The 26406-nt window shown below is 38.9% G+C and carries 29 protein-coding genes; 28 read left to right on the top strand and 1 reads right to left on the bottom strand.

Features of this window, described 5'->3' with window-relative positions; all coding sequences use genetic code 11:
* Positions 1-29: 29 nt before the first annotated feature.
* The 18 genes from recJ (at position 30) to H8R91_RS01725 (ending at position 16522) form a co-directional block, all read left to right on the top strand.
* A complete protein-coding gene (gene recJ / locus H8R91_RS01640; protein ID WP_186934615.1) occupies positions 30-2072 on the top strand; it encodes a single-stranded-DNA-specific exonuclease RecJ in 2043 nt (680 codons plus the stop codon).
* Positions 2072-4270: a RelA/SpoT family protein gene (locus H8R91_RS01645; protein ID WP_186934616.1), complete on the top strand. Its 2199-nt coding sequence runs from the start codon at positions 2072-2074 to the stop codon at positions 4268-4270. The genes recJ and H8R91_RS01645 overlap by 1 nt, the downstream gene beginning before the upstream one ends.
* Position 4271: 1 nt before the next feature.
* Positions 4272-4727 (top strand): D-aminoacyl-tRNA deacylase, encoded by a 456-nt coding sequence (dtd, locus tag H8R91_RS01650; protein WP_022235443.1) that lies wholly within the window; start codon positions 4272-4274, stop codon positions 4725-4727.
* 21 nt (positions 4728-4748) lie between these two features.
* A complete protein-coding gene (locus tag H8R91_RS01655) occupies positions 4749-5375 on the top strand; it encodes an MBL fold metallo-hydrolase (RefSeq protein ID WP_186934617.1) in 627 nt (208 codons plus the stop codon).
* Position 5376: 1 nt separating this feature from the next.
* Positions 5377-6816: a coproporphyrinogen dehydrogenase HemZ gene (hemZ, locus tag H8R91_RS01660; RefSeq protein ID WP_022235445.1), complete on the top strand. Its 1440-nt coding sequence runs from the start codon at positions 5377-5379 to the stop codon at positions 6814-6816.
* A gap of 69 nt (positions 6817-6885) precedes the next feature.
* On the top strand, positions 6886-7275 hold the full coding sequence (locus tag H8R91_RS01665) for a zinc ribbon domain-containing protein (protein WP_186934618.1): 390 nt from the start codon (positions 6886-6888) through the stop codon (positions 7273-7275).
* 42 nt (positions 7276-7317) lie between these two features.
* Entirely contained in the window at positions 7318-9114 is a 1797-nt protein-coding gene (locus tag H8R91_RS01670) for a putative polysaccharide biosynthesis protein (protein WP_022235447.1), read from the top strand.
* 78 nt (positions 9115-9192) lie between these two features.
* Positions 9193-9987, top strand: a complete 795-nt coding sequence (gene mazG / locus H8R91_RS01675) for a nucleoside triphosphate pyrophosphohydrolase (RefSeq protein WP_186934619.1) — start codon at positions 9193-9195, stop codon at positions 9985-9987.
* A gap of 17 nt (positions 9988-10004) precedes the next feature.
* Entirely contained in the window at positions 10005-10280 is a 276-nt protein-coding gene (locus H8R91_RS01680) for an HU family DNA-binding protein (RefSeq protein WP_022235449.1), read from the top strand.
* A 54-nt stretch (positions 10281-10334) separates the two neighbouring features.
* Entirely contained in the window at positions 10335-10577 is a 243-nt protein-coding gene (locus H8R91_RS01685) for an RNA-binding S4 domain-containing protein (protein ID WP_186934620.1), read from the top strand.
* Between the two features lie 67 nt (positions 10578-10644).
* Positions 10645-10917 carry a sporulation protein YabP gene (gene yabP, locus H8R91_RS01690; RefSeq protein ID WP_022235451.1) on the top strand — a complete coding sequence of 91 codons (273 nt, stop codon included), beginning with the start codon at positions 10645-10647 and terminating at the stop codon, positions 10915-10917.
* Between the two features lie 7 nt (positions 10918-10924).
* The gene (gene yabQ, locus H8R91_RS01695; RefSeq protein ID WP_022235452.1) at positions 10925-11425 is read left to right on the top strand and encodes a spore cortex biosynthesis protein YabQ; all 501 of its coding nucleotides are present in this window, start codon (positions 10925-10927) and stop codon (positions 11423-11425) included.
* Positions 11394-11762, top strand: a complete 369-nt coding sequence (locus H8R91_RS01700) for an FtsB family cell division protein (RefSeq protein WP_022235453.1) — start codon at positions 11394-11396, stop codon at positions 11760-11762. Before yabQ ends, H8R91_RS01700 begins: the two co-directional genes overlap by 32 nt.
* 50 nt (positions 11763-11812) lie before the next feature.
* Positions 11813-12325, top strand: coding sequence for a S1 RNA-binding domain-containing protein (locus tag H8R91_RS01705; protein WP_022235454.1), 513 nt, complete (start codon positions 11813-11815; stop codon positions 12323-12325).
* A 25-nt stretch (positions 12326-12350) separates the two neighbouring features.
* On the top strand, positions 12351-12884 hold the full coding sequence (gene hpf / locus H8R91_RS01710) for a ribosome hibernation-promoting factor, HPF/YfiA family (protein WP_186934621.1): 534 nt from the start codon (positions 12351-12353) through the stop codon (positions 12882-12884).
* Between the two features lie 118 nt (positions 12885-13002).
* On the top strand, positions 13003-14115 hold the full coding sequence (locus tag H8R91_RS01715) for a THUMP domain-containing class I SAM-dependent RNA methyltransferase (RefSeq protein ID WP_366476964.1): 1113 nt from the start codon (positions 13003-13005) through the stop codon (positions 14113-14115).
* A 77-nt stretch (positions 14116-14192) separates the two neighbouring features.
* A complete protein-coding gene (locus H8R91_RS01720; protein WP_186934623.1) occupies positions 14193-15071 on the top strand; it encodes a DUF5640 domain-containing protein in 879 nt (292 codons plus the stop codon).
* Between the two features lie 155 nt (positions 15072-15226).
* On the top strand, positions 15227-16522 hold the full coding sequence (locus H8R91_RS01725) for a dockerin type I repeat-containing protein (protein ID WP_186934624.1): 1296 nt from the start codon (positions 15227-15229) through the stop codon (positions 16520-16522).
* A gap of 1 nt (position 16523) precedes the next feature.
* Here the strand turns inward: H8R91_RS01725 and H8R91_RS01730 are convergent, their stop codons facing one another.
* Positions 16524-17261, bottom strand: coding sequence for a YebC/PmpR family DNA-binding transcriptional regulator (locus H8R91_RS01730; protein ID WP_178586810.1), 738 nt, complete (start codon positions 17259-17261; stop codon positions 16524-16526).
* 206 nt (positions 17262-17467) lie between these two features.
* Between H8R91_RS01730 and H8R91_RS01735 the strand changes: the two genes are divergently transcribed.
* From H8R91_RS01735 to rlmN, 10 genes are read left to right on the top strand one after another with little or no spacing between them, the layout of a single operon-like run.
* Positions 17468-18352 carry a YicC/YloC family endoribonuclease gene (locus tag H8R91_RS01735; RefSeq protein WP_022235460.1) on the top strand — a complete coding sequence of 295 codons (885 nt, stop codon included), beginning with the start codon at positions 17468-17470 and terminating at the stop codon, positions 18350-18352.
* Between the two features lie 9 nt (positions 18353-18361).
* On the top strand, positions 18362-18619 hold the full coding sequence (locus H8R91_RS01740; protein WP_022235461.1) for a DUF370 domain-containing protein: 258 nt from the start codon (positions 18362-18364) through the stop codon (positions 18617-18619).
* Positions 18609-19178: a guanylate kinase gene (gene gmk / locus H8R91_RS01745; protein ID WP_022235462.1), complete on the top strand. Its 570-nt coding sequence runs from the start codon at positions 18609-18611 to the stop codon at positions 19176-19178. Before H8R91_RS01740 ends, gmk begins: the two co-directional genes overlap by 11 nt.
* A 46-nt stretch (positions 19179-19224) precedes the next feature.
* A complete protein-coding gene (gene rpoZ, locus H8R91_RS01750) occupies positions 19225-19440 on the top strand; it encodes a DNA-directed RNA polymerase subunit omega (RefSeq protein ID WP_022235463.1) in 216 nt (71 codons plus the stop codon).
* Entirely contained in the window at positions 19418-21859 is a 2442-nt protein-coding gene (gene priA, locus H8R91_RS01755; RefSeq protein ID WP_186934625.1) for a primosomal protein N', read from the top strand. Before rpoZ ends, priA begins: the two co-directional genes overlap by 23 nt.
* A 12-nt stretch (positions 21860-21871) precedes the next feature.
* On the top strand, positions 21872-22357 hold the full coding sequence (gene def, locus H8R91_RS01760; RefSeq protein WP_186934626.1) for a peptide deformylase: 486 nt from the start codon (positions 21872-21874) through the stop codon (positions 22355-22357).
* Between the two features lie 14 nt (positions 22358-22371).
* A complete protein-coding gene (fmt, locus tag H8R91_RS01765) occupies positions 22372-23289 on the top strand; it encodes a methionyl-tRNA formyltransferase (RefSeq protein ID WP_186934627.1) in 918 nt (305 codons plus the stop codon).
* Positions 23290-23314: 25 nt separating this feature from the next.
* Positions 23315-24013: a zinc metallopeptidase gene (locus H8R91_RS01770; protein ID WP_022235467.1), complete on the top strand. Its 699-nt coding sequence runs from the start codon at positions 23315-23317 to the stop codon at positions 24011-24013.
* A gap of 16 nt (positions 24014-24029) precedes the next feature.
* The gene (gene rsmB, locus H8R91_RS01775) at positions 24030-25361 is read left to right on the top strand and encodes a 16S rRNA (cytosine(967)-C(5))-methyltransferase RsmB (protein WP_186934628.1); all 1332 of its coding nucleotides are present in this window, start codon (positions 24030-24032) and stop codon (positions 25359-25361) included.
* A 4-nt stretch (positions 25362-25365) separates the two neighbouring features.
* Positions 25366-26406, top strand: a complete 1041-nt coding sequence (gene rlmN, locus H8R91_RS01780; protein WP_186934629.1) for a dual-specificity RNA methyltransferase RlmN — start codon at positions 25366-25368, stop codon at positions 26404-26406.

Below are 26406 nucleotides of genomic sequence, written 5' to 3' on the forward strand. Positions count from 1 at the left end.
GTTAAAAGGTAATTAAGGAGAATGGCATTTTGAAGAATTGGATAGTATCCGAAATCAACAAGGATGAAGCAAAAAGAATACAAACAGAATACGGATTACCTCCAATACTTGCAATGTTGTTGCAGATCAGAGGCATTACAAAAAGAGAGGAAATCGAGGATTTTTTGCAGAACGACAGCGTTATTGCATCACCTTTTGAAATTAAAGATATGAAAAAAGGTGCTGACAGAATTTTATCTGCAATTGACAATGATGAGCTTATATGCGTTTACGGAGATTACGATGCGGACGGCGTCACTTCTACGGCACTTTTGTACTCTTATCTTGAAACGGTCGGTGCAAACGCTATGTACTATATTCCGTCAAGAGAAACAGAAGGTTACGGAATGAATAAAGGCGCAATCAATATTCTCGCTGAAAAGGGAGTAAAGTTGATTGTTACCGTCGATAACGGAATAGCCGCTGTGGAAGAAATTGATTACGCAAACTCTCTCGGTATTGACACTGTAATTACTGATCACCACCAACCGACGGGAAAAATACCCAATGCTGTTGCGGTAATCGATATGCATCAATCCGACTGCCCGAGTAAGTACAAAATGCTTTCGGGTGTCGGTGTGGCCTTTAAATTGGTTATGGCGCTTGAGGGCGAAAACTGCGATGTATCGTCCCTGCTTGACAATTACTCTGACCTGCTCTGTATAGGAACAGTCGGAGATATTGTGGAATTAAAAAGCGAAAACAGAGTGTTTGTCAAGCGTGGACTTATTAATATTCAGGAAAGCGACAGAGCAGGTATTAATGCTCTTATTGAAACCGCAGGAATTGCCGGCAAAAAGATTACTTCGGGCAATGTATCATTTACACTTGTTCCGAGAATAAATGCGGTCGGCAGGCTCGGCTTTTCGGGAAAATCGGTTTCACTGTTGCTGACCGACGATGAAAACGAGGCAATGAGTATTGCGAAACAGCTTAATGAAGATAACAACGAGCGTAAGGAAATCGAAAAAAATATATTAATGAAGATTGACGAAATGGTCAAAGCAAATCCTCATATTAAAAATGACCGTGTGCTTGTTATCGACGGCGAGGGTTGGCATCAGGGCGTTATCGGAATCGTGGCGGCAAAGGTCAAAGAATTTTTCGGTAAGCCTACTGTTATTATTTCCCGTGACGGAGAAGAGGCAAAGGGCTCGGGCAGAAGTGTTGAGGGATTTTCCCTTTGTGATGCGGTTTTTGCCTGCTCGGATTTACTTACCCATTGCGGCGGTCACCCTATGGCGGCAGGACTTTCACTAAAAAGCAAAAATATTGAATTGTTCCGCCAAAGAATTAACGAATATGCCCTTAAGCTGGAAAATATGCCGTTTAATGCGTGTAATATTGACTGCAGGTTAAATCCTGCTTTAATAAGCGTTCAGCTTGTTGAACCGCTTGCATATCTTGCTCCTTACGGTGCGGGTAATCCTATACCGCTTGTCGGGTTGTATAAAATGACTCTTTCACAGATTACTCCGCTGTCACAAAATAAGCATTTACGGCTGCAATTTAAACGCAATAATTCGACAGTATCGGTTATGAATTTCTTTACCACGCAACAGGAATTTCCTTATAAAGTAGGAGATGTACTTGACCTTGCGGTTACGCTCGATATAAACGAATTTAACGGTCAACGCAATGTTTCCATAATATTAAAGGAAATAAAACCGTCAGTGCTTGATACCAAAGACTTCTTGCAAAGTCAGAGGAACTACGAAGATTTTAAACTCGGTTTAAATCTTACAAAAGCACAAATAACCGATCTTTTGCCTACTCGTGAAGATTTTGCAATACTATATGTATTCTTAAGAAAATCGGGAGGCTATGCCTACCCTATCGAAACGCTTGTACATAAACTTGATTATAAATTGTCTATCGGAAAAATCAGGATTATTCTTGACGCAATGAGCGAACTGTCGCTTATTGAGGTGATTGAAGGAATAAACAGCGCACAAATCAGAGTTTCCGAAGTGTCGCAAAAGGTTGATCTTAATTCAGCCGATACGGTTATAAAATTGAGGGGGATGCAGTAATGAGTAAATATTCAGGAATAGCACATTATCAGGATTTCAACGAGCTTGTAAAGTTGCTTGGCCAGTCAAACAGTACATATGATATTGACAAAATTACAAAAGCATACAAGTTTGCCGAAAAGGCTCATGGCGACCAAAGAAGAGTGTCGGGCATTCCTTATATTCTGCACCCGACTTCCGTTGCCTGTATTCTTGCCGAACTCGGTATGGATACAGACGCAATCTGCGCCGCACTTCTTCACGATGTTGTTGAGGATACTCCTACAACGCTTGAGGAAGTTGAAAAACTTTTCGGTGCGGATGTTGCAAGGCTGATTGACGGTGTTACCAAGATTTCAAAAATCGCTTTTTCTTCAAGAGAGCAAAGACAGGCAGAAAACATCAGAAAAATGCTTATTGCAATGGCAAACGACATCAGAGTAATTATTATTAAACTTGCCGACCGTTTGCATAATATGCGTACAATAAGCTGTATGCCTGAGCAGAGCAGAAGAGATAAGGCTCACGAAAATATGCAGGTATATGCTCCTATTGCTCACCGCCTCGGTATCAAAACCATAAAAGACGAGCTTGAGGATTTGTCTTTGCAGTACCTTGACCCGATTGGTTACAAGGAGATTGAAGATGCTATCAGCCTTTCGGAAAACGACCGTGACAAGTTTATTGAATCTATAAAAAATCAAATTCTTGAAAAAACAAATAATATAATAAAAAATGTTTACATAAGCGGCAGAGTAAAGAGTGTTTACAGTATTTACCGCAAAACATTTATGCAGGGCAAAACTATTGACCAAATTTTTGATGTCTTTGCAGTGCGTGTAATTGTAGATACCGTATCGGATTGTTATAATGTACTCGGCGTAGTTCATGATATTTTTAAACCTATTCCGAACCGTTTTAAAGATTATATTTCTATGCCTAAGCCGAATATGTATCAGTCATTGCACACAACCGTACTTGACAAGAGAGCCATTCCTTTTGAAGTTCAGATAAGAACATGGGAAATGCACTACACCGCCGAATACGGTATCGCAGCGCACTGGAAATATAAACTCGGTATGGGTGCGGGCGGAAAAGGCGAAAGTACCCGCCTTGCCGAAAACATCGAGAAAGTCAAAAATATGATTCTCGATCAGCTTGAAGCCGAAGATGTAACGGATATTGCAAAGAATATCAGAAATGACTTTGAAGAAAACGATGTTTATGTATTTACACCAAAGGGCGATGTAATGGTTATACCGAACGGTTCAACCCCCATTGACCTCGCCTATATTATTCACACACAGGTAGGACACCGAATGGTCGGCGCTAAAGTAAACGGAAAAATCGTGCCGATTGACTATAAATTAAAAACTGGTGAAATCTGCGAGATTATTACTCAAAAAGAAGAGCATCCTAATAAAGCATGGATAGATATTTGTAAGACTGCTTCTGCAAAGTCAAAAATTCGTCAGTGGTATAAGCACGAAAAGCGTGACGAAAACATTGCCGAAGGTAAGCAGATGCTTGAAAAAGAATTTAAGCGCAACGGCATTAATCTTTCTGATGAAGAGTTTGTTGAGTTTATTGAAAAAATGCTTATGAAAAAGCAGTATGTAACCCTCGACGATGTTTATGCCGCAATCGGTTACGGCGGTATTCAGCTTTGGAAAGTTATGCCGAGAATTAAGGAAGAATACCAGAAAACCTATGCCGCAGATATAGAAAAAATCGAAGTTCCGCAAGCTCCCCGTAAAAAGCCAAAGGCATCTTCGGGCGTTGTAATTGAGGGCACAGACGATGTTCTGGTTAAGTTCTCAAATTGTTGTAATCCTTTGCCGGGCGATGAGATTATAGGTTATATTACGAGAGGTTACGGAGTATCAATCCATAAGAGGGAATGTACAAATGTTCCTAAGGATCTTAATGACTGCGAAGAACCTGAAAGATGGGTAAGCTGTTATTGGGAAGACAAGGCAGGAGAGGCATTCCGCAGTACATTGCAGATTATTGCTACCGACAGAACAGGACTTCTTGCAGATGTAACAATCAAACTTTCAAATATGCACATATTTATTCATTCTCTTAATTCAAGAGAAGTCGGCGACGGCAAAGCTATGGTAACCGCTACTATTGATGTTACAGGTAAAAATCACCTTAAAGGTGTAATTTCAAAACTTTCTGACATCAGCGGAATTATTGAGATTAAGAGGTTATAATATGAAAGCAATATTACAAAGAGTTACTTTTGCGGAAGTAAAGGTTGACGGCAATACAGTCGGTAAGATTGACAACGGATTTTTAATTCTGCTCGGTGTTGCGGAGGGTGATACCGAAAAAGAGGCAGACGCACTTTCGTCAAAGATTGCAACTTTGCGGGTATTTACCGACGAAAACGATAAAATGAATCTGTCGCTTGCGGATATTGACGGTGAAGTGCTTGTTATTTCAAATTTTACGCTTTATGCAGATTGTTCGCACGGCAGACGACCAAATTTTATGAAAGCCGCCAAGCCAGATATTGCAGAGCCTTTATATGAATATTTTTGTAAAAAGATGCTCGACAACGGTGTTCGTAAGGCAGAAAAGGGAATATTCGGTGCCGATATGAAAGTATCTTTGCTTAATGACGGCCCTGTTACCATTGATATTGACACCCGTGATTTAAAATATTAACAATACAAGCAGGTAATGAAAATGATAGATTATAAAATTTTTAATGTTACCGATTTGGCTACAAATTGCGTATATCTTATTGACAAGGAAACAGGCTGTAACGCAGTTGTGGACCCCGGTGCAAAGTCAGATAAACTTATTGAACAGATAAACGCAGACGGCGGAAAACTCACCTACATTTTGCTTACTCACGGTCATTATGACCACATAACATTCGCAAAACAGCTTGCGGATATGTTTGGTGCAATGATTATAACAGGTAAAGCAAATGCAGAGTTTCTTTCCGATTCAACACTTAATCTTACCGCTTTTCATAATATAAACCTTGAGCCGTTTAAAGCAGACGTTTATCTTGAGGACGGCGATACCTTTATGATTGGCGAAACTAAGGTGAAGTATATCAGTACACCCGGGCATACAAAGGGCTGCGGATGCTATATAACAGATAAACTTTTGATTTGCGGTGATACATTGTTTTGCGAATCATACGGCAGAACCGATTTACCGACAGGCAATAACAATGATATGGTAAACTCTATTAAAAAGTTAAAGCAGCTTGAGGGTGACTATATCGTAATCCCGGGTCACGGCCCGACATCTACTCTCGAGCACGAGAAAAAATATAATCCTTTAATGAGCAGGGTTTGATATGAATTTATATGTAATTAATCATGGCTTTCACTATGAACTTGAAAATGTGGCAAGATTATTTTTTCCTAATGAAAAAATAACGGTTGTGCGTGAATGCGAGCGTAAGGAAGAGCCGTATATATATACCGAAATGTCGGATAAACTGACAGTTGAGGTAAAGGCAGGAGATTTCAATAAATCTCTGAATACTGAAAATACAGGCGAAGATAATGAAAAGGAACTTTCGCTTGCACAGATGCTTTATAAACTTTTGTGTGAATTTACAGGCATAAATCAACCTTGGGGTTTGCTTACGGGTGTCCGTCCTATAAAACTTTTTAGGAATGTTTCAAATGAGCAGGGCTTTGAAAAGGCTAAAGAAATATTTGCAAACGACTACTATGTAAGTCCCGAAAAACTCGACCTTGCCGTAATGACGGAGGAAAATGAAAGAAAAATCATTGAGCTTTCCAAGCCCGATTCTTTCAGTTTATATGTGGGTGTTCCTTTTTGCCCGTCAAGATGCAGTTATTGTTCGTTTGTAATGTCATCTATAGAAAGAGCAAAAAAACTTGTAGACCCGTATGCCGATTTACTTTGTGAGGAGATTAAACTTACAGCCGAAATCGCCAATAAACTCGGACTAAGACTTGAAACCGTGTATTTTGGCGGCGGCACACCGACTACTCTTTCGGCAGAACAGCTTTCAAAGGTAATCGGTACTGTAAACGGTAATTTCAATATGTCAGCTTGCAGGGAATTTACGGTTGAGGCAGGCAGACCCGATACAATTACTGCCGAAAAGTTAAAGGCTTTAAAAGAAAATAATGTTGACAGAATAAGCATAAATCCACAGACATTAAATGACGATGTTCTGCGTGAGATAGGCAGAAAACATACTGTACAGCAGTTTTTTGACGCTTTTGCTCTCGCAAGAAAATGCGGTTTTACAAATATAAATACCGACCTTATCGCAGGTTTGCCGACAGATACATACGAAAGTTTTAAAAATTCGGTTGACGGTATTCTTGCACTTGACGCCGAATGTATTACAGTGCACACTCTCAGTATGAAACGCAGTTCCACACTTACCGAAAAAGGTGTTACGATTGACAGAGAGGGCGCAGAAACCACAAGGAAAATGCTCGAATATAATCAAAATGAACTTTTGAAAAAGAATTACATTCCGTATTATCTGTACAGACAGAGCAGAATGGCAGGCAACCTTGAAAATGTCGGTTGGTCTAAAAAAGGCTATGAAAGTCTTTACAATGTTTATGTTATGGACGAAACCCATACAATTCTCGGCTGCGGTTCGGGTGCTGTTACCAAACTCAAGAGAAATAATCCCGACTATCTCGAACGCATATTTAACTTTAAGTATCCGTATGAATATATTGACAGATTCGAGGAAATGATAAAAAGAAAAAATGCAATTTCGGCATTTTATACACAATAAATTTGTTGCTAATCCCGTGCAATAATGCTATAATAGCACAGATATATTATATAGAAAGGTATGACTGATATGGGAAAATTCGACGGTATTTTAGACGATGTTATTGTAAATGCAAAGGCAGCGGCGTCTGTTGTTTCTAAAAAAGCATCTGATGTTTATGACAATTCAAAGCAAAAAATTGTTGCGGCTGAAATCAGAGCGGAAATTAACACCAAACTTAAAGAACTTGGTGCGCTCACTTACAAAAGTGTGGTACACGGTACTGATTTGTCAGACAAAATCAAAGAAAAATCCGCTGAAATTACAGAGCTTAAAGAAAATCTTGATCTTATCAACGATAGCATTTCAGCAACAAAAAGTGTTACTTATTGCCCTGAATGCGGAAGTGATATTCCTGAAAATTCAAAGTTCTGCAACAGCTGCGGCGCAAAGCTTGATGAGGATAAAGCACAGCTTTAATATTTGATTTTATTTTGATAATTTGGTAATGGGTGATTTAATTTGTCTAAAAAATACAATGCGATAAGTAATGCGGAGGAAAATATTTCTCATTCCTTTTTAAAAGGTGCGGCAATACTTACGCTGAGTATGGTTGTTGTAAAAATCATCGGACTTCTTGACCAGGTACTTCTTACAAACATTTACTCTATGTTTGGCGAAGAATACGCTACAATGGGTTCGGGTCTTTTCAGCAACGCATACGAAATTTTTGTTGTTATATTTACGGTTGCTACAGGAGGACTTCCTATTGCAATTTCCAGACTTGTATCAGAGAGTATAGCTCAAAAAAGATACAAGGATGTCAAGCTGATACATAAGGTATCAATTCCGTTTTTTTCAATAGTCGGCATTGTGTCATTTATGATAATGATTGCAGGCAGTTTTATTTATGTAAGAATAATTGATTCTCCGTATTCGATTTATGCAATGCTTTGCCTTGCTCCGACTATTCTTTTCGGCTGTCTTGTTTCTATTTACAGAGGCTATTTTGAGGGACAGAGAAATATGTTCCCGACTGCAATCTCTGAAATAATCGAGTCAGGCGTAAAACTTATTCTTGGTCTTACTTTTGCATACCTCGTTATGAAATTCGGTATGGACCAATATAATGCTACAGGAGAGTTCCTTTGGTTTACTTTTGAATCGCAGTATGACGCAATGAATACAATTCTTGCGTTTTCCGTAGCAGGTGCTATCTGCGGTATTTCTTCGGGCAGCTTTATGGCTTTTGTATTCTTATTGCTCCGCTTTAAAATCGGCGGTGACGGAATACCCGAAGAATATTACGAAAATTCTCTTGATGCACGCACAAAGAGAGAAACTTTTATACTTATGGTAAAAACTGCCGTGCCCACAGCAATGGGTGCTTTCATAATGAGTATGGGTTCGCTTATTGACCAGATTATTATTCAGCGTGTACTCAAAGAACTTGCGGTAACTAATCCACAGGCACTTATTGACCAGTACGGCAAATACGGTTTTACCGAATCAATTGTAAACGACCCTATTACAATTCACACTAAACTTTGGGGTTGTTATGCGGCAGCACTTAAACTTATGCAGCTTGTAACTGCGGTTACACAGGTATTCGGTTCAAGTGCCATGCCTAATGTTACAAGTGCATGGACAAAGGGCGACAAGAAAGTCCTTAAAACTTCAATGGAAACTGTATTCGGTATGACAATGATATTTACTCTTCCGATGGGTATAGGTCTTTGTGTTCTTGCACATCCGATTATGTCATTTATTTATACAAGTGAGTCTATTGCCGCTATCGGCGGTAATGTACTTATGCTTATGGGACTTACAACTATTTTTGCGGCTATTGAAACACCTATTTGCAGTATGTTGCAGGGCATAGGCAGAACAGATCTTCCTATGAAGTTGTATGCGTTCGGTATGGTTGTAAAAATCGGTATTACATGGATGTTTGTAAGTATTCCTTCCATCAATATTCAGGGCGCAACGGCAGGCTCGCTTATCGGTTACTTCTTGTCTTGTGTTGTAGGCATTTATCTGCTTATTAAACATTCAAAAATAAGAATAAACTTCTATACTACTACAATCAAGCCTTTAATCGGCGCAGTAGCAAGCGGATTGACTGCTTATCTTGTAAATGCAGGCGTACTTATGGTTGCTCCGCACAGAGTTGCGACAATCTGCGCAATTATTGCTGCAATCATCGTTTACATCTTTGTTTTGTTAATATTGCGTACTTTTACTGCCACAGTAATAGAATTTTTGCCAAAAGGGGAAAAAATTGCAAAACTACTTGCAAAATTCCATCTTATTGGGTAAAATATTAATTAAGATTGCGAATTTTTACTACTTGCGACATATTGCATAGTAAAGCTTTTGCCTGAGAGGAAGATTGAAATGGATTTTAAAGAAAAGTCGGAATACAAATTTGAAGATTTAGTTAAAATTGTAAAAATTCTCCGTGCTCCGGGCGGTTGTCCGTGGGACAGAGAACAGACTCACAAATCTATCCGTTCAAACTTCATTGAAGAAACCTATGAGGCTGTTGAGGCTATTGATACAGAGGATAATGACCTTTTAAAGGAAGAACTCGGAGATGTGCTCTTACAGGTCGCTCTTCATTCTGAAATTGAAAGCGAAAAAGGTACATTTAATATTGACGATGTATGTGACGGAGTTTGCAAAAAACTTATTATCCGTCATCCACATGTATTTGGCAATGTAAATGCCGATACTACCGAACAGGTGCTCAAAAATTGGGACGCTATAAAGATGCAGACCAAAGAGCAGAAAACTCAAACACAGGCAATGGAAAGCGTTTCTAAGGCTTTGCCTTCACTTATGAGAAGTTCAAAGGTTCAGCAGAAAGCCGCAAAGGTCGGTTTTGACTGGGGCAATGCCGAGGATGCACTCACAAAGCTGTATGAAGAGTGCGACGAGCTTAAAGAGGCTGTCTCAAAGGGCGATACCGATAATCAGTATGAAGAGCTCGGAGATGTTCTTTTCTCTGCGGTAAATGTTGCAAGACTGTTAAAGATTGACAGTGAACACGCTCTTTACGATGCGTGCGACAAGTTTATAGGTCGTTTTTCAAAAGTTGAAGCGCTTGCAAAAGAGCGTGGAATTGATATGAAAAGCGCAACTTTGTCAGAGCTTGATTCCCTTTGGGATGAAGTAAAAATAAAAGAATAATTTGGAGGTCCATTGATATGAACAAAACAGAACTTATTTCAGCTGTTGCTGAGCAGAGCGGTCTTACTAAGAAAGATGCGGAAAAGGCAGTTACAGCAGTTATTGATACAATTATCGACTCTGTTGCCAAAGACGAGAAGGTACAGATTGCAGGCTTCGGTACATTTGAGCAGCGCCAGAGAAAGGCAAGAACAGGCAGCGACCCAAGAACAGGTAATCCAATCGAAATCGCAGCATCTAAGGTTCCGGCTTTCAAGGCAGGCAAGGTATTTAAGGATACTGTAAATCAGTAATTGATTTTTCGGAGTCGGCGTTTGTCGGCTCCTTTTTTTGTCGGAGGTGAAACAATGCGACTTGATAAATATTTAAAAGTTTCAAGACTTATTAAACGCAGAACTATTGCTAACGAGGCTTGCGACGCAGGTAAAGTAAGCGTGAACGGTAAAGAAGCGAGAGCGTCATACGATGTAAAAGTCGGAGATGTAATCGAAATTACTCTCGGTTCAAGAAGTGTAAAAGTAAAGGTTACAGCCGTAAAGGAAGTTGTCCGTAAAGAGGAAGCCGATACAATGTATGAGGCTGTAGTTTAATTGAAAATGTAATATTTTTGTTTTAATCTCCGTATAAATTAAGTAGCATTTATACGGAGGTATTTTTATGAGTGAAATTCCAAAAGGAAAAAATCATACTCTTATGCTTGATGCACGAGGTAAACTTATGCTTACGGGTGCGGAAGATGTAAGCGGTTTTAACGAAGAAACGGTGTCTGTACTTACCTCGTGCGGCAGATTGATTATTAAGGGAGAACGACTGCATATTGACAAATTGAATCTTGAATCGGGTGAAGTGTCAATTGACGGAAAAATAAATGCTATGCAGTATATAGGCAATGATAATTCCCGCTCAAGACTTTCTAAACTTTTTAAATAGGTGAGCTATGGAAATTGATTTTTATATTCAATCTCAAGCTTTTTTATATTCGCTTTTATTCGGTGTAGGGCTTGGAATGTTGTACGGCGTATTTAAGTTTATAAGAGTAGCGTTTTTAAGTACCAAAACCGCAGTTATTATTGCCGATATAATTTTTATGCTTATTGCAAGTATTGCGCTGTTTTTATATTCACTTGCAATGCTGTACGGATATGTCAGAATTTATATTGTATTCGGTGCTTTGTGCGGCTTTTTGGCGTACAGGTTTTCACTCGGAAAACTCATTTCAAGGATATATTGCCCAATAATAAATGCGATTAATGTTATAATCCAAAAAATTAAAACAAAATTTAAAAAAATTACAAAAAAACTATTGAAAAGCAGCAACAATATATTGTATAATATGAGTAAGAAAATAGATACATTTAGAAATAAACGAATAGGTTTATCGGTAAGAAAAAAGGTTAAGGCGAGTAATGAAAAAGGAAAAGAAAAAACCGCAGATTAATCCTGAAAGTAAAGCCGAAAATACAACTATAAAGGAAATTGAACCTAAAAAGAAAAAACGAGGAAGATATGTACTTTTATATCTCGCAATTATCGGATTTGCTTTTTACGCAGTTATCACTATAGTTAATCAAAATATTCAGATAGCCGACAAAAGAGCTGAACTTGATGAGATTAATAAGCAGATTAATGTGGTTGAAATCCAGACCAGATATTTGGATAAAGTTAAAGGCTACACAGGCGACCAGCTTAAAGAATACATTGAGAAAATAGCCAAAAACGAAATGGGTTATGTTAGCGAAGGCGAAAGAATTTTCTATAATGTTTCGGGCGAATAGCTCTTGTAAAGTCAAAGGGTAGAATATAAATTAAGGGGTAAATAATTTTTATGGCAATTGAAGTCGGTATGATTTTAGAAGGTAAGGTTTCGGGTATAACAAAGTTTGGTGCATTTGTCGATTTACCCGATTCACAGACAGGTATGGTACATATTTCAGAGGTAGCACATACCTATATTAATGAAATTGGTGATTATGTTAAGGTAGGACAGACTGTAAAGGTAAAGGTTCTTGCCCTCAATAACGGCAAAATCAGCCTTTCTATGAAACAGGCAGTTCCGCAGGAGCGTAAGCCAAGAAATAACGACAGAGGTGACAGACCTGAAAGAGGCGACAGAAACAACCGCCGCCAGGGTACACCAAGACAGCCGTACAAACCTGCACCACCCGTTAAGTCACCGGGAAATTATGAGTGGCAGGCTTCAAAAAAGAATACCCCCACAAGCTTTGAGGATATGATGTCTAAGTTTAAACAGACAAGCGAAGACAAAATTTCTGACCTCAAGCGTGGTGGTGAAAGCCGCAGCTACAGCCGCAGAGGCAACGGCAACGGCAGAAAATAAATTACCTGAAAAGGGAGGCACAATTATGAAATATACTTACACAGCAAGAAAGGTAACACTCAGAGATAACTTTAAAGAAAGAGCAGAAAAAAAGCTTGATAAATTCGGAAAACTTTTTTCTGAGAATGCCACAGTAAACATAGTTGTCACCCTCGAAAAGAACCGTCAGACTGTTGAAGTTACAATCAGAGATAACGGTCTTGTTCTTCGTGCTGAGAGCACAATGCCTGAAATGAATGACGCACTTGATAAAGTTGTTGACATTCTCGGCCGTCAGATTCGTAAAAACAAGACTAAGCTCGAAAAGAAGATTAAGAGCGGTAGCATTGATGATTTCGTAAGTCTAAGTCCGGAAATTAACGAGGCTGAAGACGATGACTACAAGATCATGCGTAAAAAGCATGTTATTATTAAACCTATTACCGTTGACGAGGCTATTCTTGAGATGAATATGGTAAACCATAACTTCTTTATGTTCAAGAATGCCGACACTGATGAAATCAATGTGGTTTATAAGCGTGAAAACGGTGATTACGGTCTTTTGGAGCCAACTGTCTAAGGTCTGTAATTAAGCGTGCAGGATTTTAATTAATTTTGTATGCTAATATAAATTAAAAATACTGATAAGGGTATCGGTTATTCCGATACCCTTTTTTAAGGAATAAGGAGTGAATTCGGTGCTTAAGTTTTCCGCACCTTGTATTTTCGGTCTTGAGGGACTGTGTGCAAATGAATTTAAATTTTTAGGTTTAAAAAATGTTGAGGCTCATAACGGAAAGGTAACCTTTGAGGGTGATTTTTCAGATATGGCAAAGGCAAATATCAATTCAAGATATGCCGAAAGAATTCAGATTTTGCTTGCAGAGTTTGAGGCGGTAAGTTTTGAAGAACTGTTTGAGGGTGTCAAATCAGTCGCTTGGGAAGATTTTATAGGTGTTAACGACGCTTTTCCTGTAAAAGGAAGATGCCTTAGCTCAAAACTGATGAGTGTTCCTGATTGTCAGAAAATTATCAAAAAGGCTGTTGTAACAAGACTTTCCGAAAAATATATGCTGCCTTGGCTTGAGGAAAGCGGCCCGCTGCACCAAATTCAGTTCCTTATTATGAATGATAAGGTCAGCGTTATGCTTGATACTTCGGGCGCAGGACTTCACAAGCGTGGATACCGTGCCGAATCAAACGAAGCTCCGATAAAAGAAACTCTTGCCGCTGCTATGGCTGATTTGTCAAGGGTAAGAGGTAATCATTTTGTTGTTGACCCTATGTGTGGCAGCGGTACTATTCTTATAGAGGCGGCTTTAAAAGCAATGAAAATAGCACCGGGAATCAATCGTTATTTTGCAGCCGAAAAATGGAATTGCGTTCCGTCAGATATATGGAAAGAGCAAAGAGAAATTGCAAAAGCAAATGAAAAGCGTGATTGTGATTTCCGTGCCGAGGGATATGACATTGACGAACTTGCACTTGAAGTAGCAAAAAAGAATGCAAAACTTGCAGGTGTTGCTGACAGAATTACATTTGCTAAGCGTGATATAAAGGATTTTGAGCTTAACGAAGGTTTTATGACAGTGATAACTAATCCGCCTTACGGAGAAAGATTGCTTGATGTAAAATCAGCAGAAGAACTTTACAAGGTAATGGGTGAAAAATTTAAAAGAACACAAGGTAAAAGTTACACAATAATTACTCCTGACGATGACTTTGAAAAAATCTTTGGAAGAAAAGCCGATAAGCGCAGAAAATTGTATAACGGCACTTTAAAATGCCAACTTTATATGTATTTTAAGTGAAACCTAAGTGAAGTTGTTGATTTATTTTTAAAAATGTAGTATGATAATTTAGATATATTATTTTAGGAGGCATTCTTTTGGAAGAGAATAAAGATTTTTTTGCCGAAACAGAGAATAACCTGACTTCGGCAGAAACAAATAATGATGCTGCAGAAACCCCTGATGAAGTTAAAGGCACAATAAATGTAATTGCCGGAGAGGACGGTCCTACAGCGGTATTTACAGCCGATTCAACTCCTGCGAAAAAGAAAACAATTCAGACCCCGATTATTATTGCAGGCGTAATAGTTTTAGCTTTTATTGTTGCATTTTTCGTATTTACTTCATTCTTCAATTCAAGTATTGTTGGTACATGGGTACTTGTAGAGGACAGTAACGGCGCTACTTATGATGAGGCTGGCGACGGTATTACATATTACACACTTGATAAAGATGGCAACATTACAGTTTCTGTCGGTACAATTACTCAAAAATCAACTTATACAACAACAAGCGAAAACGGTACTGATTATGTAAACTCAACTAATGTTTTCTCGGGTTCATACACAATTTCAGGTAATATCTTCACAGGAAGAACATTTAAGCTTACAGTAGACGGTGTTGAAAAACCTTATATTTTCAAGAGCGCAACTGTTAAAAAACCTGAACTTAAAGTTCCTGACACATTCAAAAAGAGCGATAAATTAACAGGTAATTGGAACATTCCTTCTTATGATATTACTTATACATTTAATGCTGACGGTACTTTTATCGCCGATATGTACGGTTCAATCACATATGAGGGTGTTTATACCTACGATAATGAAAAAATAACAGTAACATACTATGCAGATTCAGAAGCAACAATTGATATTCCGTATGCGTTTGACGGAAACGATACACTTGTTATGAACGGTATGGGATATTACAGAATGAACGATGACGGCTCGCTTGTAGCTACACCGGATCAGGCTTAAAATTAAATAACAAATATAATAGGCAACACTGCTTTTTGCGGTGTTGCCTATCGTCATTTTAGGAATAAGTTATTTTATTTCACAAGGAGGGAAAGGGTATTAAAAAGTTTATTTATGCTGTTTTGACTATTGTTATAATGTTTTTTGTCGCAAATATGTCTGCAATTGCGGTTGAAAAATACAATTTTAATACCTTTTCAAATTGTGAAGAAGTTTATTTTGATGCCGATGATAACGGTGCGTTTGCTTTTGCGTACAACGGAAAAACTGTTTATACTCAAAGTTTTGTACCTACAATAAAGTCATACAGCTTTACCGTTGATGGTGGATTTGTAGGAGTACCTTTCATTGATAAAGATACTGTTTGTGCAGTATATATGACAAATGATTTTAAGTACCGTATAGTGCGTATTAATTGTTTTGACGGCAGAGTAAGTTATGTAAATTCCGATGTTTTAGATGACTTTAATTATACCGATATTTCAATTTGCAATAACAGGCTTTATGTTATGAAAACGGACGAAGTGTATTGTTATGTTTCGGCATATGATTTTAACGGAAAACATTTGTCTGATTACAGATTCAGCGAAAAGAATGTCAATGCCATTACAACTAATAACGGCAGTGCATATGTTTTTCTTTATGACGGTTTCGTATACAGACTTGATGAAAACAAAGCCGAATATTGCACGAGAGTGCGTGATTGCTCGGATTTTTATAACAGCGGTGCGGGATTTTTGTCTGACAGCAGAGGATATATTTATTCGTTAAACGAAAATAAAGAATATACAAATATGTATAATTGTACAAATCCGTTTTCTGTAAGTAATGAGAGTATTTATTACTACAGATCGGGTTCTGTATATCGCACTTCTCTTAATAACAGCAGCATTACAAAGTATGAAATAAACCGAAATACCGGAAAAATTCTATATGCGTGCGGAAAAGTCGTTGCAATTACAGATGATTATTCTACTGCAACGATTATCGGTAATTCCGATTTTAAAAATATTGATTTTAATACAAATTCAGATACCAAACCGCAATCAAATAATTCCACAGATAAAAATGACGGTAATTCAAATGCGAATTTCTCCGATTATATTTTTACTGATGACGGCTTTATTTGCAATATAAAAAGCGGAACAACAGCAGCACAGCTTAAAAAGAATTGTCCGCCGATAACTTCTGTAACCGATAAAAACGGAAATAATTTGAGCGGTAAATTGAGAACAGGTGCAGTTGTAGCCACAAAAGAAACAAGCTACACTGTTGTTGTACTCGGTGATGTAACAGGTACGGGAACAGTTAGCTCAAATGATTATAAATTGCTTATGAAAACATTGACAGGTGAGAAAGAGATTTTTGGAGCATACAAAAAAGCCGCCGATTATAACCTCGACGGCTCTGTTGATAATAAGGATTTAGTTTTGATAGCACAGGGAAGATAAATCAGTCTTCCATTTCCCAGTTGTGCCAAACATTCTGAATGTCATCGTTGTCCTCAAACATATCAAGCATTTTCTGCATCTTTGTTTTAGCATCCTCGTCATCAATCTTTGTGTATGTGCTCGGTACCATTTCGAGTTCGGCAGAAACGAATGTATAACCTGCTTTTTCAAGGTCATCTCTTACTGCGCTGAAATCTTCAGGCTCGGTGTAAATTGTAAATACATCTTCGTCAGCCTCAAAATCAGATGCACCGTACTCAAGTGCGTCGCTCATAACAGTGTCTTCGTCCTTATCAAGGTCTTCACGCTCAATTACAAGTACGCCTTTCTTTGTAAACATAAAGCTTACGCAACCCTGAGTACCCATATTACCGCCGAACTTATCAAAGTAATGTCTTACTTCACCTGCTGTTCTGTTACGGTTGTCTGTAAGAGCCTCAACGATTACCGCAACACCGTTAGGACCGTATCCTTCGTATGTAACTGCCTCATAGTTTGCACCGTCGCCGCCGCTGGCAGCCTTTTTGATAATACGCTCAATGTTGTCGTTAGGAACATTGTTAGCCTTTGCTTTAGCAATACAATCCTTAAGCTTTGAGTTTACGCTCGGATCAGCACTGCCGCCCTCACGGATAGCAACGATAAGCTCTCTGCCTATCTTGGTAAAAACCTTAGCTCTTGCAGCATCGTTTTTACCTTTTTTCTGTTTAATGGTACTCCATTTGTTATGTCCTGACATAAAATCATTCCTTTTTAATAAAATACTACATCCTTATTAGTATATCATATACTTATATCTGATGTAAACTAAAAAAGTTATTACAGTTTTGTAACAATCTCTTTGCTATATGAATTATAGTGTGGTATAATGTATTTAAATAAAAACAGATTTTATAAATGAAGTTTTGAAATATAAGAATTTATAATATGAAAGGAAGTTTACCAATGATAAAATCAATGACAGGCTTTGGCAGATGTCGCACTGTTTTGCACGGCAGAGAAATCAGTGTTGAGATAAAAAGCGTAAATCATCGTTTTTTTGAATTTTCCTGCAGAACTCCAAAGGGCTACGGTTTTCTTGACGATAAACTCAAGGCTCTTGTAAATTCAAGAGTATCCCGCGGTAAGATTGATATGTTTGTTACAGTAGGCGCTGCAGAAGACACACCTGCCGAGGTAAAAATTAATCATTCTCTTGTTTCGGGTTATATTAATGCAATGAAAGAGATTTCTGAAACTTACGGAATCGAAAATGATGTTACGGTTACGGCTATCTCTCGTTTTCCCGATGTATATACGGTTTCGAAAGCACCTGAAAATGAAGAAGAAATCACAGCGGATGTACTTGAGGCAGCAAATACGGCTATTGACGGATTTATTGCAATGCGTGAGGCTGAGGGCGAAAAAATGAAAGCCGATATTCTTGGCAGAGCGGAAGTTATACTTGCTACCGTTGATGAGATTGACGAGCGTTCACCGCAAACGGTAAAAGAATACGAAGAGCGTTTGCTTGACAGAATTAACCGCACTTTGCAGGATTACAATATCAATATTGACGAGCAGAGAGTGCTTACTGAAGTAGCTGTTTTTGCCGATAAAGTAGCTGTTGCCGAAGAAACCGTAAGACTTAGAAGTCACTTTGCACAGCTTTCAAAGATAATGGAATCACAGACTCCGATCGGCAGAGAAATAGACTTTATTATTCAGGAAATGAACCGAGAGGCGAACACAATCGGTTCAAAGGTTCAGGACGCCGAAATTGCCCATAAGGTTGTAAAAATCAAGAGCGAAATTGAAAAAATGCGTGAGCAGATTCAGAATATTGAGTAAGGAGAAATTATGAAACTTATCAATATCGGATTTGGCAATCTTGTAAATTCTGATAAACTTATTGCCGTTGTTGCACCTGATGCGGCACCCGTAAAGAGAATTGTGCAGGATGCAAAATCAAAAGGAATGCTTGTTGACGCCACTTGCGGAAGAAAGTGCAAGGCGGTACTTGTAACGGAAGACGACCACATTGTGTTGTCCGCCATCTCCGCAGAGGCTATTCATAACAGAACAGTTGAAAGCGAGGAACAAAAGGATGAACAGTAAGTCTAAGGGTAAGCTTGTGCTTTATACAGGTTCTTCCGGTGTAGGCAAGGGCACAATTATGGCAGAGCTTTTAAAGCGCAATCCTAATATTCGCCTTTCGGTATCAAATACCACAAGAAAACCTCGAAAAGGTGAAATTGACGGAGTGCATTATAATTTTGTTACTAAGGAACAGTTTGAAAAACTTATAGAAGAAAACGGTTTTCTTGAGTACGCAAAGTATTGTGACAATTACTACGGCACACCTAAAAAACAGGTAGAAGATTTACTCAATCAGGGCTATGATGTATTCCTTGAAATTGAGGTTCAGGGAGGACTTCAAATTCTTGAAAAATATCCTGATGTGTTAAGTATTTTTATTCTTCCTACTTCTATAGATTCGCTTTCACGCAGACTTCACCGCAGAGGAACCGAAGATGAAAAAACCATCGCTAAGCGACTTGCAGAGGCGGAGCATGAGATGTCATTTAAGAACAGATATAAGTACAATGTTGTGAACGATGACCTCGACACAGCGGTAAACGAAGTTCTTGATATTTTAGAAAAAGAGAGTAAATAACCGATTTTTTCGGAAAATATATTATGATAATGATAGGAGATTAATTATGCATAAGGTTAATGTTGACGAATTATTCGCAGGTAAGCAAAGTAAGTATGCACTCGTTGTAGGTGTTGCAAAGAGAGCAAGAGAGATTACAGCAGAGCAGGAAGAAAGCGGTGAGGTTACAGACGACAAGCCTGTTCTCATTGCTATTGATGAAATCAAAAATCACGAAATAGGCATTTTAGAGCCTGACGATGATGAACTCCAGAATAGCTGAAATTGCTGTTGAAAAAGCAGCGTATTCCTTTGACAAGGCATTTGACTATGTGATTCCCGATTCTATGCTTGACAAGGCGGTAGCGGGAACACGGGTTCTTGTGCCTTTCGGCAGAGGAAATCGTAAAAGGCAGGGGATAATAACCGCTGTTCATCAGGGTGAAAGCAAAGGCTTGAAGTCTGTTATTTCCGTACTTGATGATGAGCCTGTTTTAAACGATGAAATGCTTAAAACAGCCGCTTTTATGAAATCTCATTACTTTTGCACCTTTTATGAGGCTGTAAAAACAATGTTGCCGGCAGGTATTAACTACAAAGTTACTACTATGTACGGTGCAAAAGATGAAAGCGAGTTTTCCTTTGATGAACTTACGGACGAGGAAAAACGAGTTTATAATTACCTTTTTTCTAAGCGAAAAGCAGTAAAAAGCGAAGTATTACTTGATGCTTTCGGTTACAGTACAACAGAACCTTTTGAACTCCTTGTTCAAAAAGGGGTGTTGTATAAGTCGGACGAGATTTTTCGCAAGGTTAATGACGCCGTAATGAAAATGGCGGCGGTTACTCCCGAGGTTGATATATCGGGAGTAAAACTTACCGAAAAGCAGAAAAATGTGTTTGAACTTATTGAAATGGCAGGTGCAATTTCGGTAAAAGAGGTTTGCTATTTTACAGGAGTTACCGCCGCCGTTGTGGATGCGCTTTGTAAAAAAGGACTGATATACTTTTTTGATGAAGAAGTATTCAGAATTGAAAATCGACAAAAAGACAGCTCTTTGAAAGAAATTGTGCTTTCCGAAGAACAGCAGTCTGCTTGCGATTCTCTTTACAATGAATATGATTCGCCTTTTCCGAGCGTAAGTTTGCTTTACGGAGTTACGGGTTCGGGAAAGACAAGTGTATTTATCAAACTGATTGAAAAAGTAATTGATGACGGTAAGGGCATTATTGTTATGGTACCTGAAATCTCGCTTACTCCGCAGTTTGTATCGCAGTTTGCCAAAAGGTTTGGCGATAAGATTGCGGTTTTTCACAGTGCGCTTTCACTCGGCGAAAGACTTGATGAGTACAAAAGAGTAAAACAAGGTCTTGCACAAATTGTAATAGGTACACGCAGTGCTGTGTTTGCGCCTTTTGATAAGGTCGGACTGATTATTATGGACGAAGAGCAGGAATACAGCTACAAGTCCGAAAGCTCTCCACGCTACCATGCAAGAGAGATTGCTAAGTTCCGTTGCTCGTACAATAATGCTTTGCTTGTACTTAGCTCGGCTACACCGAGTATAGAAACCTATTACTATGCACAGACAGGCAGATATTCGCTTAATACGCTTTCTGCACGATACGGTAAAGCCGTGCTGCCGGAGGTTGTTGTTGCGGATATGGGGGAAGAACTGAAAAACGGCAACACAAGCGGTTTTTCTAATGTTCTCCTGCAAAATATTGCGTATAATATTGAGCATAAAAAGCAGTCGATACTTTTGCTTAACCGCCGTGGTTACAATACTTTTGTTACTTGCAGAGCGTGCGGAGAGGCTGTGACTTGCCCGAATTGCTCAATTTCTCTTACTTACCACAGTGCAAATAACCGATTAATGTGCCATTATTGCGGCTATTCTGTGCCTTACACAGATGAATGCCCCGTATGTCACAGTCACAGACTTACTTTTGGCGGAACGGGCACACAGAGAGCGGAAAAAGATATTTCCGATATTTTTCCCGAGGCAAGGATTTTAAGAATGGATACCGATGCCACTTCGTCGAAATCTTCGTATGAAAAAATGATTTCAGCTTTTGCTGACGGTGAATATGATATTCTTGTGGGTACACAGATGGTTGCAAAGGGACTTAATTTTCCAAATGTGACTTTGGTTGGTGTGCTTAATGCCGACCATATGCTTTATGCCGATGATTACCGCAGTTATGAGCGTTCTTTTTCACTGCTCACACAGGTAGTCGGAAGAAGCGGCAGAGGCAATGACAAGGGTATGGCTGTTATTCAGACATTTACACCCGAAAATCTGATAATTTCAATGGCATCAAGACAGGATTACAATACCTTTTACTCGAACGAAATAAAGGTACGCAAGGCAATGCTGTATCCGCCGTTTGCCGATATATGCCTTGTAGGCTTTGTATCGCAGAACAGAGAAGCTGCCTTTAAAGGTGCGGTAAAGTTCCTTGAACTCTTTACAGAAGAGGCAAAGAAAAATTATCCGAATATGCCGTTGCGAATATTAGGGCCTACACCTGCATTGGTGGTAAAAATAAGTAATAAATACAGGTTTAAAATTATTATAAAATGTAAAAACAATTCCGAGTTTCGTGCCCTGCTTTCAAAGATTCTTTGTGAGTTTGGCAAGAGTAAGGAATTTTCGGGCGTTACGGCTTATGCCGATATGAACGCTCTTGTATGTTAAGGAAGTGTGAATATGGCTATTAGGCAAATTGTAAAAGAGGGCGACAGCGTTCTCACAAAGCACTGCCGTGAGGTTGTTAAATTTGATGACAGACTCGCACAGCTTATAGATGATATGACAGAAACCTTGCACGACTCGGGCGGCGTAGGTCTTGCCGCACCGCAGGTTGGCATTATCCGCAGAGTTGTTGTTATTGATGTAAGTAAAGAACAAAATCAGGTTATCGAGCTTGTAAACCCTGTTATAATTGAATCAAGCGGCGAGCAGGAGGGTCTTGAGGGCTGTCTTTCTTGCCCGGGTGAATGGGGTATTACAAAGCGTCCTAACTATGTTAAAGTGAAGGCTTTTGACAGACACGGCAATGAATTTACGATTGACGGTGAGGAATTGCTTGCAAGAGCTTTTTGTCATGAGCTTGACCATCTTGAAGGTATTCTTTTTAAACAGAAAGCAAGCAAGATGCTTACTCCTGAAGAATACGAAGAAATGTTTGGCTGATTTGAGGGTTAATTATGAATATAATTTATATGGGTACTCCTGATTTTGCGGTGCCTGCACTCAAAAAATTATACGAAAGCAAGCATACGGTGCAGGCTGTGTTTACACAACCTGACAAGCCAAAGGGCAGAAAAATGGTGCTTACTCCTCCTGATGTAAAGGTATGTGCGCAGGAACTTAACATTCCCGTATATCAGCCGACAACCTTTAAATCGGAAGAACCTCTTGAAATAATAAAAAAATATAATCCCGATGTAATCGTAGTTGCGGCCTACGGTAAACTTTTACCGAAGGCAGTGCTTGAAAGCGCAAAATACGGCTGTATTAATATCCACGGCTCACTTTTGCCGAAATACAGAGGCGCGTCACCTATTCAGCAGTCGGTTCTTAACGGCGACAAAGTAACAGGTGTGACAGCTATGCAAATGGCAGAGGGACTTGACACAGGCGATATATTGACAGTAATTGAAACAAAAATCGGCGAAAATGAAACATCCGGAGAGCTTTTTGACAGACTTAGTATACTCGGCGGAGAGTTAATTATTAAAACTCTTGAAATGCTTGAGAACGGAGAAATTAAGCCTGTAAAACAGGATGAAAGCAAGGCTACGCATACTTCAAAGATTGACAAGTCGTTTTGCCCGATTGATTTTACAAAATCAGCCGAAGAAGTGCACAATAAAGTCCGTGGACTTAATCCCTGGCCGATTGCGACTGCCGAACTTAACGGAAAAAAACTGAAAATTTATTCTACAAAAGTATGCGAAAAAAGCGGAAAAGCGGGCACGATAATCAGCATAAAGCCGTTGATTGTTGCTTGCGGCAGCGGTTCGGTCGAAATTATAGAGTTGCAGCCTGAGGGCAAAAAGCGTATGCCGTCAGCGGCTTTTCTTGCAGGTCATAAATTAAATATCGGTGACAGCTTTAACTGATATAGGTATATAAAGGAGAATTTTTATGTTTTATGGTTTTGACTGGACATATGTTGTGTTTATTCTTCCTTGCGTAATTATTTCACTTATATGTCAAATTAATGTTTCATCAACTTTTTCAAAATATTCTCAAATGAGAAATTCAAGAAATATGACAGGCGCACAAGCTGCCGAATTTGTTTTAAGACAAAACGGCGTCTACGGAGTGCGTATTGAAAGGGTAGCGGGAAATCTTACTGACCACTTTGACCCGAGAACTAATGTAATCAGACTTTCAGACAGTGTTTATAATGCAAATACCGTAGCAGCCGTAGGCGTTGCTTGTCATGAGGCAGGTCACGCTGTTCAGCACGCACAGAATTATTTACCGAATAAAATTCGTTCGGCAATTCTTCCGATGGCGAATATCGGTTCAAAATTAAGTTGGTTTTTGATTATATTGGGACTTTGCTTTTCCGCAAAAATCGGTTTTGTTATGTTGTATATCGGTATAGCTTTATTCGGATTTTCAGTACTTTTTACAATTGCAACTCTTCCCGTTGAGTTTAACGCTTCTAAAAGAGCGCTTGAAACTATCAAAAACGGAAATTTGCTTTATGGTGAAGAATACACGGGTGCGAAACGCACTTTGCAGGCAGCCGCTATGACCTATGTTGCATCTGCTCTTACGGCAATTTTACAGCTTTTAAGATTGCTTATAATAGCGAATAACAGAAGAAGATAAGAAAAGAGATTTTTAAATGGCTAATTCACGCAAAACTGCATTTAAAGTATTATTAAAAATTGAACAGGACGGAGCATATTCCAATATAGCACTCAATAACGCAGTAAAGGAAAGTGCGCTTTCGCCGCTTGATGCGGCTTTTACATCTGCGCTTGTTTACGGTGTGCTTGAGCGTAAAATCACTCTTGATTACATCATTAAACAATACTCTAAAATTCCGTTAAGGAAAATTGAGTTAAAGACAAAAATTATTCTCCGCCTCGGACTTTTGCAAATGGCTTTTATGGATAAAATTCCCGAAAGTGCCGCTGTTAACGAAAGTGTAAAACTTGCCAAACAGCAAAAACTGCAGAAATCCTCCGGTTTTATAAATGCAATTTTGCGCAGTTTTGCGAGAGATAATTGTAAAATAAAATATCCCGATTCAAACAATAAGGCAGAGTATTACTCGGTAAAATATTCCTGCCCGCAAATGCTTGTTAAATTATGGATAAATTCCTACGGCGAGGATAACGCAAGGGGGATTTTAGAAAATCTTAGCGGCAGACCGAATATTTACGCAAGAGTTAATACGCTGAAAACAAATACAGACGAACTTATAAGTGTGCTTGCCGATGATAAGGTAAAGGCAGAAAAAGTTGATTTTCCGAGTAATGCGGTAAAAATAGCCGATACGGGTTCAATCGAAAGATTGAAAGCCTACAAAGGCGGTTTACTGCATATTCAAGATTTGTCGTCCCAGCTTTGCGCATACTTTCTTTCTGCCGAAAAAGGACAGACCGTGCTTGATATTTGTTCGGCACCGGGCGGCAAAACTTTTACAATCGCCGAGTATATGCAAAACAGCGGAAAAATAACGGCTTGCGATATGTACAAGCATAAGCTGAAACTTATAGAAAAAGGCGCAAAAAGGCTGGGTATCAATATTATTGAAACCTGCCTGCGTGACGGTGCGTCTGCCGATAAGGAATTGCCGTCGGCAGACAGAATACTTTGTGATGTGCCGTGCAGCGGACTCGGAGTGCTTTCAAGAAAGCCCGAAATTCGCTATAAAGATGACCTTGTAGATACAGACCTTGCTGATATTCAGTATAAAATACTTTGCGAAAGCGCAAAATATCTAAAAAAAGGCGGAAAACTTGTATATTCGACCTGTACGCTGAATCCGCAGGAAAACAATAAAAATACAGCAAAATTTCTTGCCGAGCACAATGATTTTGAGGGAGTTGAACTTGAACTGCCTCCTGAACTTAAAAGAGCATTTGACGAAAAGCCGTATGAAATAACACTTATGCCGCACACTTTTGACGGCGACGGTTTTTACATAGCCGTACTTACAAGGAGGTAATCTTTTGAGCTTAATTGATATTAAATCACTTGACCTAAATGAGCTTACCGACTTTGTAACCGAGAACGGTTTTGAAAAGTTCAGAGCAAAACAAATATACCAATGGCTTAACAAAAATGTCACTTCTTTTGATGAAATGCTGAATATTCCTTTGAAAATCAAGGACTTTTTAAAAAGAAGTTGTTACATTTCTGTTGCAAATATTGAAAAAAAACTAATTTCAAGGTATGATAAGACAGTAAAGTATCTTTTTTCGTTCAATGACGGTGAATGTGTAGAGTCCGTTGTTATGAATTATAAACACGGATACTCAATTTGCATTTCCACACAAGTGGGCTGCAAAATGGGCTGTACTTTTTGTGCAACCGGCAAAAGCGGTTTTTCAAGGAGTTTGACTCCGTCCGAAATGCTCAATCAGATTGAATCCGCACAAAAAGATTTGAATATCAGAATATCGAATATTGTTCTTATGGGAATGGGCGAACCGCTCGACAATTTTGAAAATGTGGTAAAGTTCTTAAGACTTGTATCCGATGACAACGGTCTTAATATCGGTATGCGTCACATCACAATTTCCACTTGCGGTATTGTACCTAAAATTTATGAGCTTGCAAAGCTGCACTTCGGCATTACACTTTCCGTGTCATTACACGCACCTAACGATACCGTAAGGCAAAAGACTATGCCTATCGCTAAGCGATATTCTATGGATGAACTCTTAAAGGCTTGTAAAGATTATTTTGATATTACAGGCAGACGGGTTACTTTTGAATACTCTATGATAAGCGGTGTAAATGATTTTGACAGGGACGCTTACGAGCTTGCGGACAGACTTGCCGATATGAACTGTCATGTGAATCTCATTCCGGTAAACACCGTTGACGGAACAGGATACAAAAAGAGCAGTATGGAAAGGCAACAGGCCTTTGTAAATATACTTGGTCGAAAACATATTGCGGCGACAGTCAGGAGAACCCTTGGAAGTGACATTAACGCTTCCTGCGGTCAGCTCAGACGAAATCATACTAACGAAGGAGGAAAATAA

Source organism: Ruminococcus intestinalis, assembly GCF_014288065.1.
In the GTDB taxonomy this organism is placed as follows: domain Bacteria; phylum Bacillota; class Clostridia; order Oscillospirales; family Acutalibacteraceae; genus Ruminococcoides; species Ruminococcoides intestinale_A.

Excerpts from the sequence above, each read along its gene's own strand:
- H8R91_RS01645 (WP_186934616.1), top strand. The coding sequence starts at position 2,072 with ATGAGTAAATATTCAGGAATAGCACATTATCAGGATTTCAACGAGCTT.
- dtd (WP_022235443.1), top strand. The coding sequence starts at position 4,272 with ATGAAAGCAATATTACAAAGAGTTACTTTTGCGGAAGTAAAGGTTGAC.
- H8R91_RS01655 (WP_186934617.1), top strand. The coding sequence starts at position 4,749 with ATGATAGATTATAAAATTTTTAATGTTACCGATTTGGCTACAAATTGC.
- hemZ (WP_022235445.1), top strand. The coding sequence starts at position 5,377 with ATGAATTTATATGTAATTAATCATGGCTTTCACTATGAACTTGAAAAT.
- H8R91_RS01665 (WP_186934618.1), top strand. The coding sequence starts at position 6,886 with ATGGGAAAATTCGACGGTATTTTAGACGATGTTATTGTAAATGCAAAG.
- mazG (WP_186934619.1), top strand. The coding sequence starts at position 9,193 with ATGGATTTTAAAGAAAAGTCGGAATACAAATTTGAAGATTTAGTTAAA.
- H8R91_RS01680 (WP_022235449.1), top strand. The coding sequence starts at position 10,005 with ATGAACAAAACAGAACTTATTTCAGCTGTTGCTGAGCAGAGCGGTCTT.
- H8R91_RS01685 (WP_186934620.1), top strand. The coding sequence starts at position 10,335 with ATGCGACTTGATAAATATTTAAAAGTTTCAAGACTTATTAAACGCAGA.
- yabP (WP_022235451.1), top strand. The coding sequence starts at position 10,645 with ATGAGTGAAATTCCAAAAGGAAAAAATCATACTCTTATGCTTGATGCA.
- yabQ (WP_022235452.1), top strand. The coding sequence starts at position 10,925 with ATGGAAATTGATTTTTATATTCAATCTCAAGCTTTTTTATATTCGCTT.
- H8R91_RS01700 (WP_022235453.1), top strand. The coding sequence starts at position 11,394 with ATGAAAAAGGAAAAGAAAAAACCGCAGATTAATCCTGAAAGTAAAGCC.
- H8R91_RS01705 (WP_022235454.1), top strand. The coding sequence starts at position 11,813 with ATGGCAATTGAAGTCGGTATGATTTTAGAAGGTAAGGTTTCGGGTATA.
- hpf (WP_186934621.1), top strand. The coding sequence starts at position 12,351 with ATGAAATATACTTACACAGCAAGAAAGGTAACACTCAGAGATAACTTT.
- H8R91_RS01725 (WP_186934624.1), top strand. The coding sequence starts at position 15,227 with ATGTCTGCAATTGCGGTTGAAAAATACAATTTTAATACCTTTTCAAAT.
- H8R91_RS01730 (WP_178586810.1), bottom strand. The coding sequence starts at position 17,261 with ATGTCAGGACATAACAAATGGAGTACCATTAAACAGAAAAAAGGTAAA.
- H8R91_RS01735 (WP_022235460.1), top strand. The coding sequence starts at position 17,468 with ATGATAAAATCAATGACAGGCTTTGGCAGATGTCGCACTGTTTTGCAC.
- H8R91_RS01740 (WP_022235461.1), top strand. The coding sequence starts at position 18,362 with ATGAAACTTATCAATATCGGATTTGGCAATCTTGTAAATTCTGATAAA.
- gmk (WP_022235462.1), top strand. The coding sequence starts at position 18,609 with ATGAACAGTAAGTCTAAGGGTAAGCTTGTGCTTTATACAGGTTCTTCC.
- rpoZ (WP_022235463.1), top strand. The coding sequence starts at position 19,225 with ATGCATAAGGTTAATGTTGACGAATTATTCGCAGGTAAGCAAAGTAAG.
- priA (WP_186934625.1), top strand. The coding sequence starts at position 19,418 with ATGATGAACTCCAGAATAGCTGAAATTGCTGTTGAAAAAGCAGCGTAT.
- def (WP_186934626.1), top strand. The coding sequence starts at position 21,872 with ATGGCTATTAGGCAAATTGTAAAAGAGGGCGACAGCGTTCTCACAAAG.
- fmt (WP_186934627.1), top strand. The coding sequence starts at position 22,372 with ATGAATATAATTTATATGGGTACTCCTGATTTTGCGGTGCCTGCACTC.
- H8R91_RS01770 (WP_022235467.1), top strand. The coding sequence starts at position 23,315 with ATGTTTTATGGTTTTGACTGGACATATGTTGTGTTTATTCTTCCTTGC.
- rsmB (WP_186934628.1), top strand. The coding sequence starts at position 24,030 with ATGGCTAATTCACGCAAAACTGCATTTAAAGTATTATTAAAAATTGAA.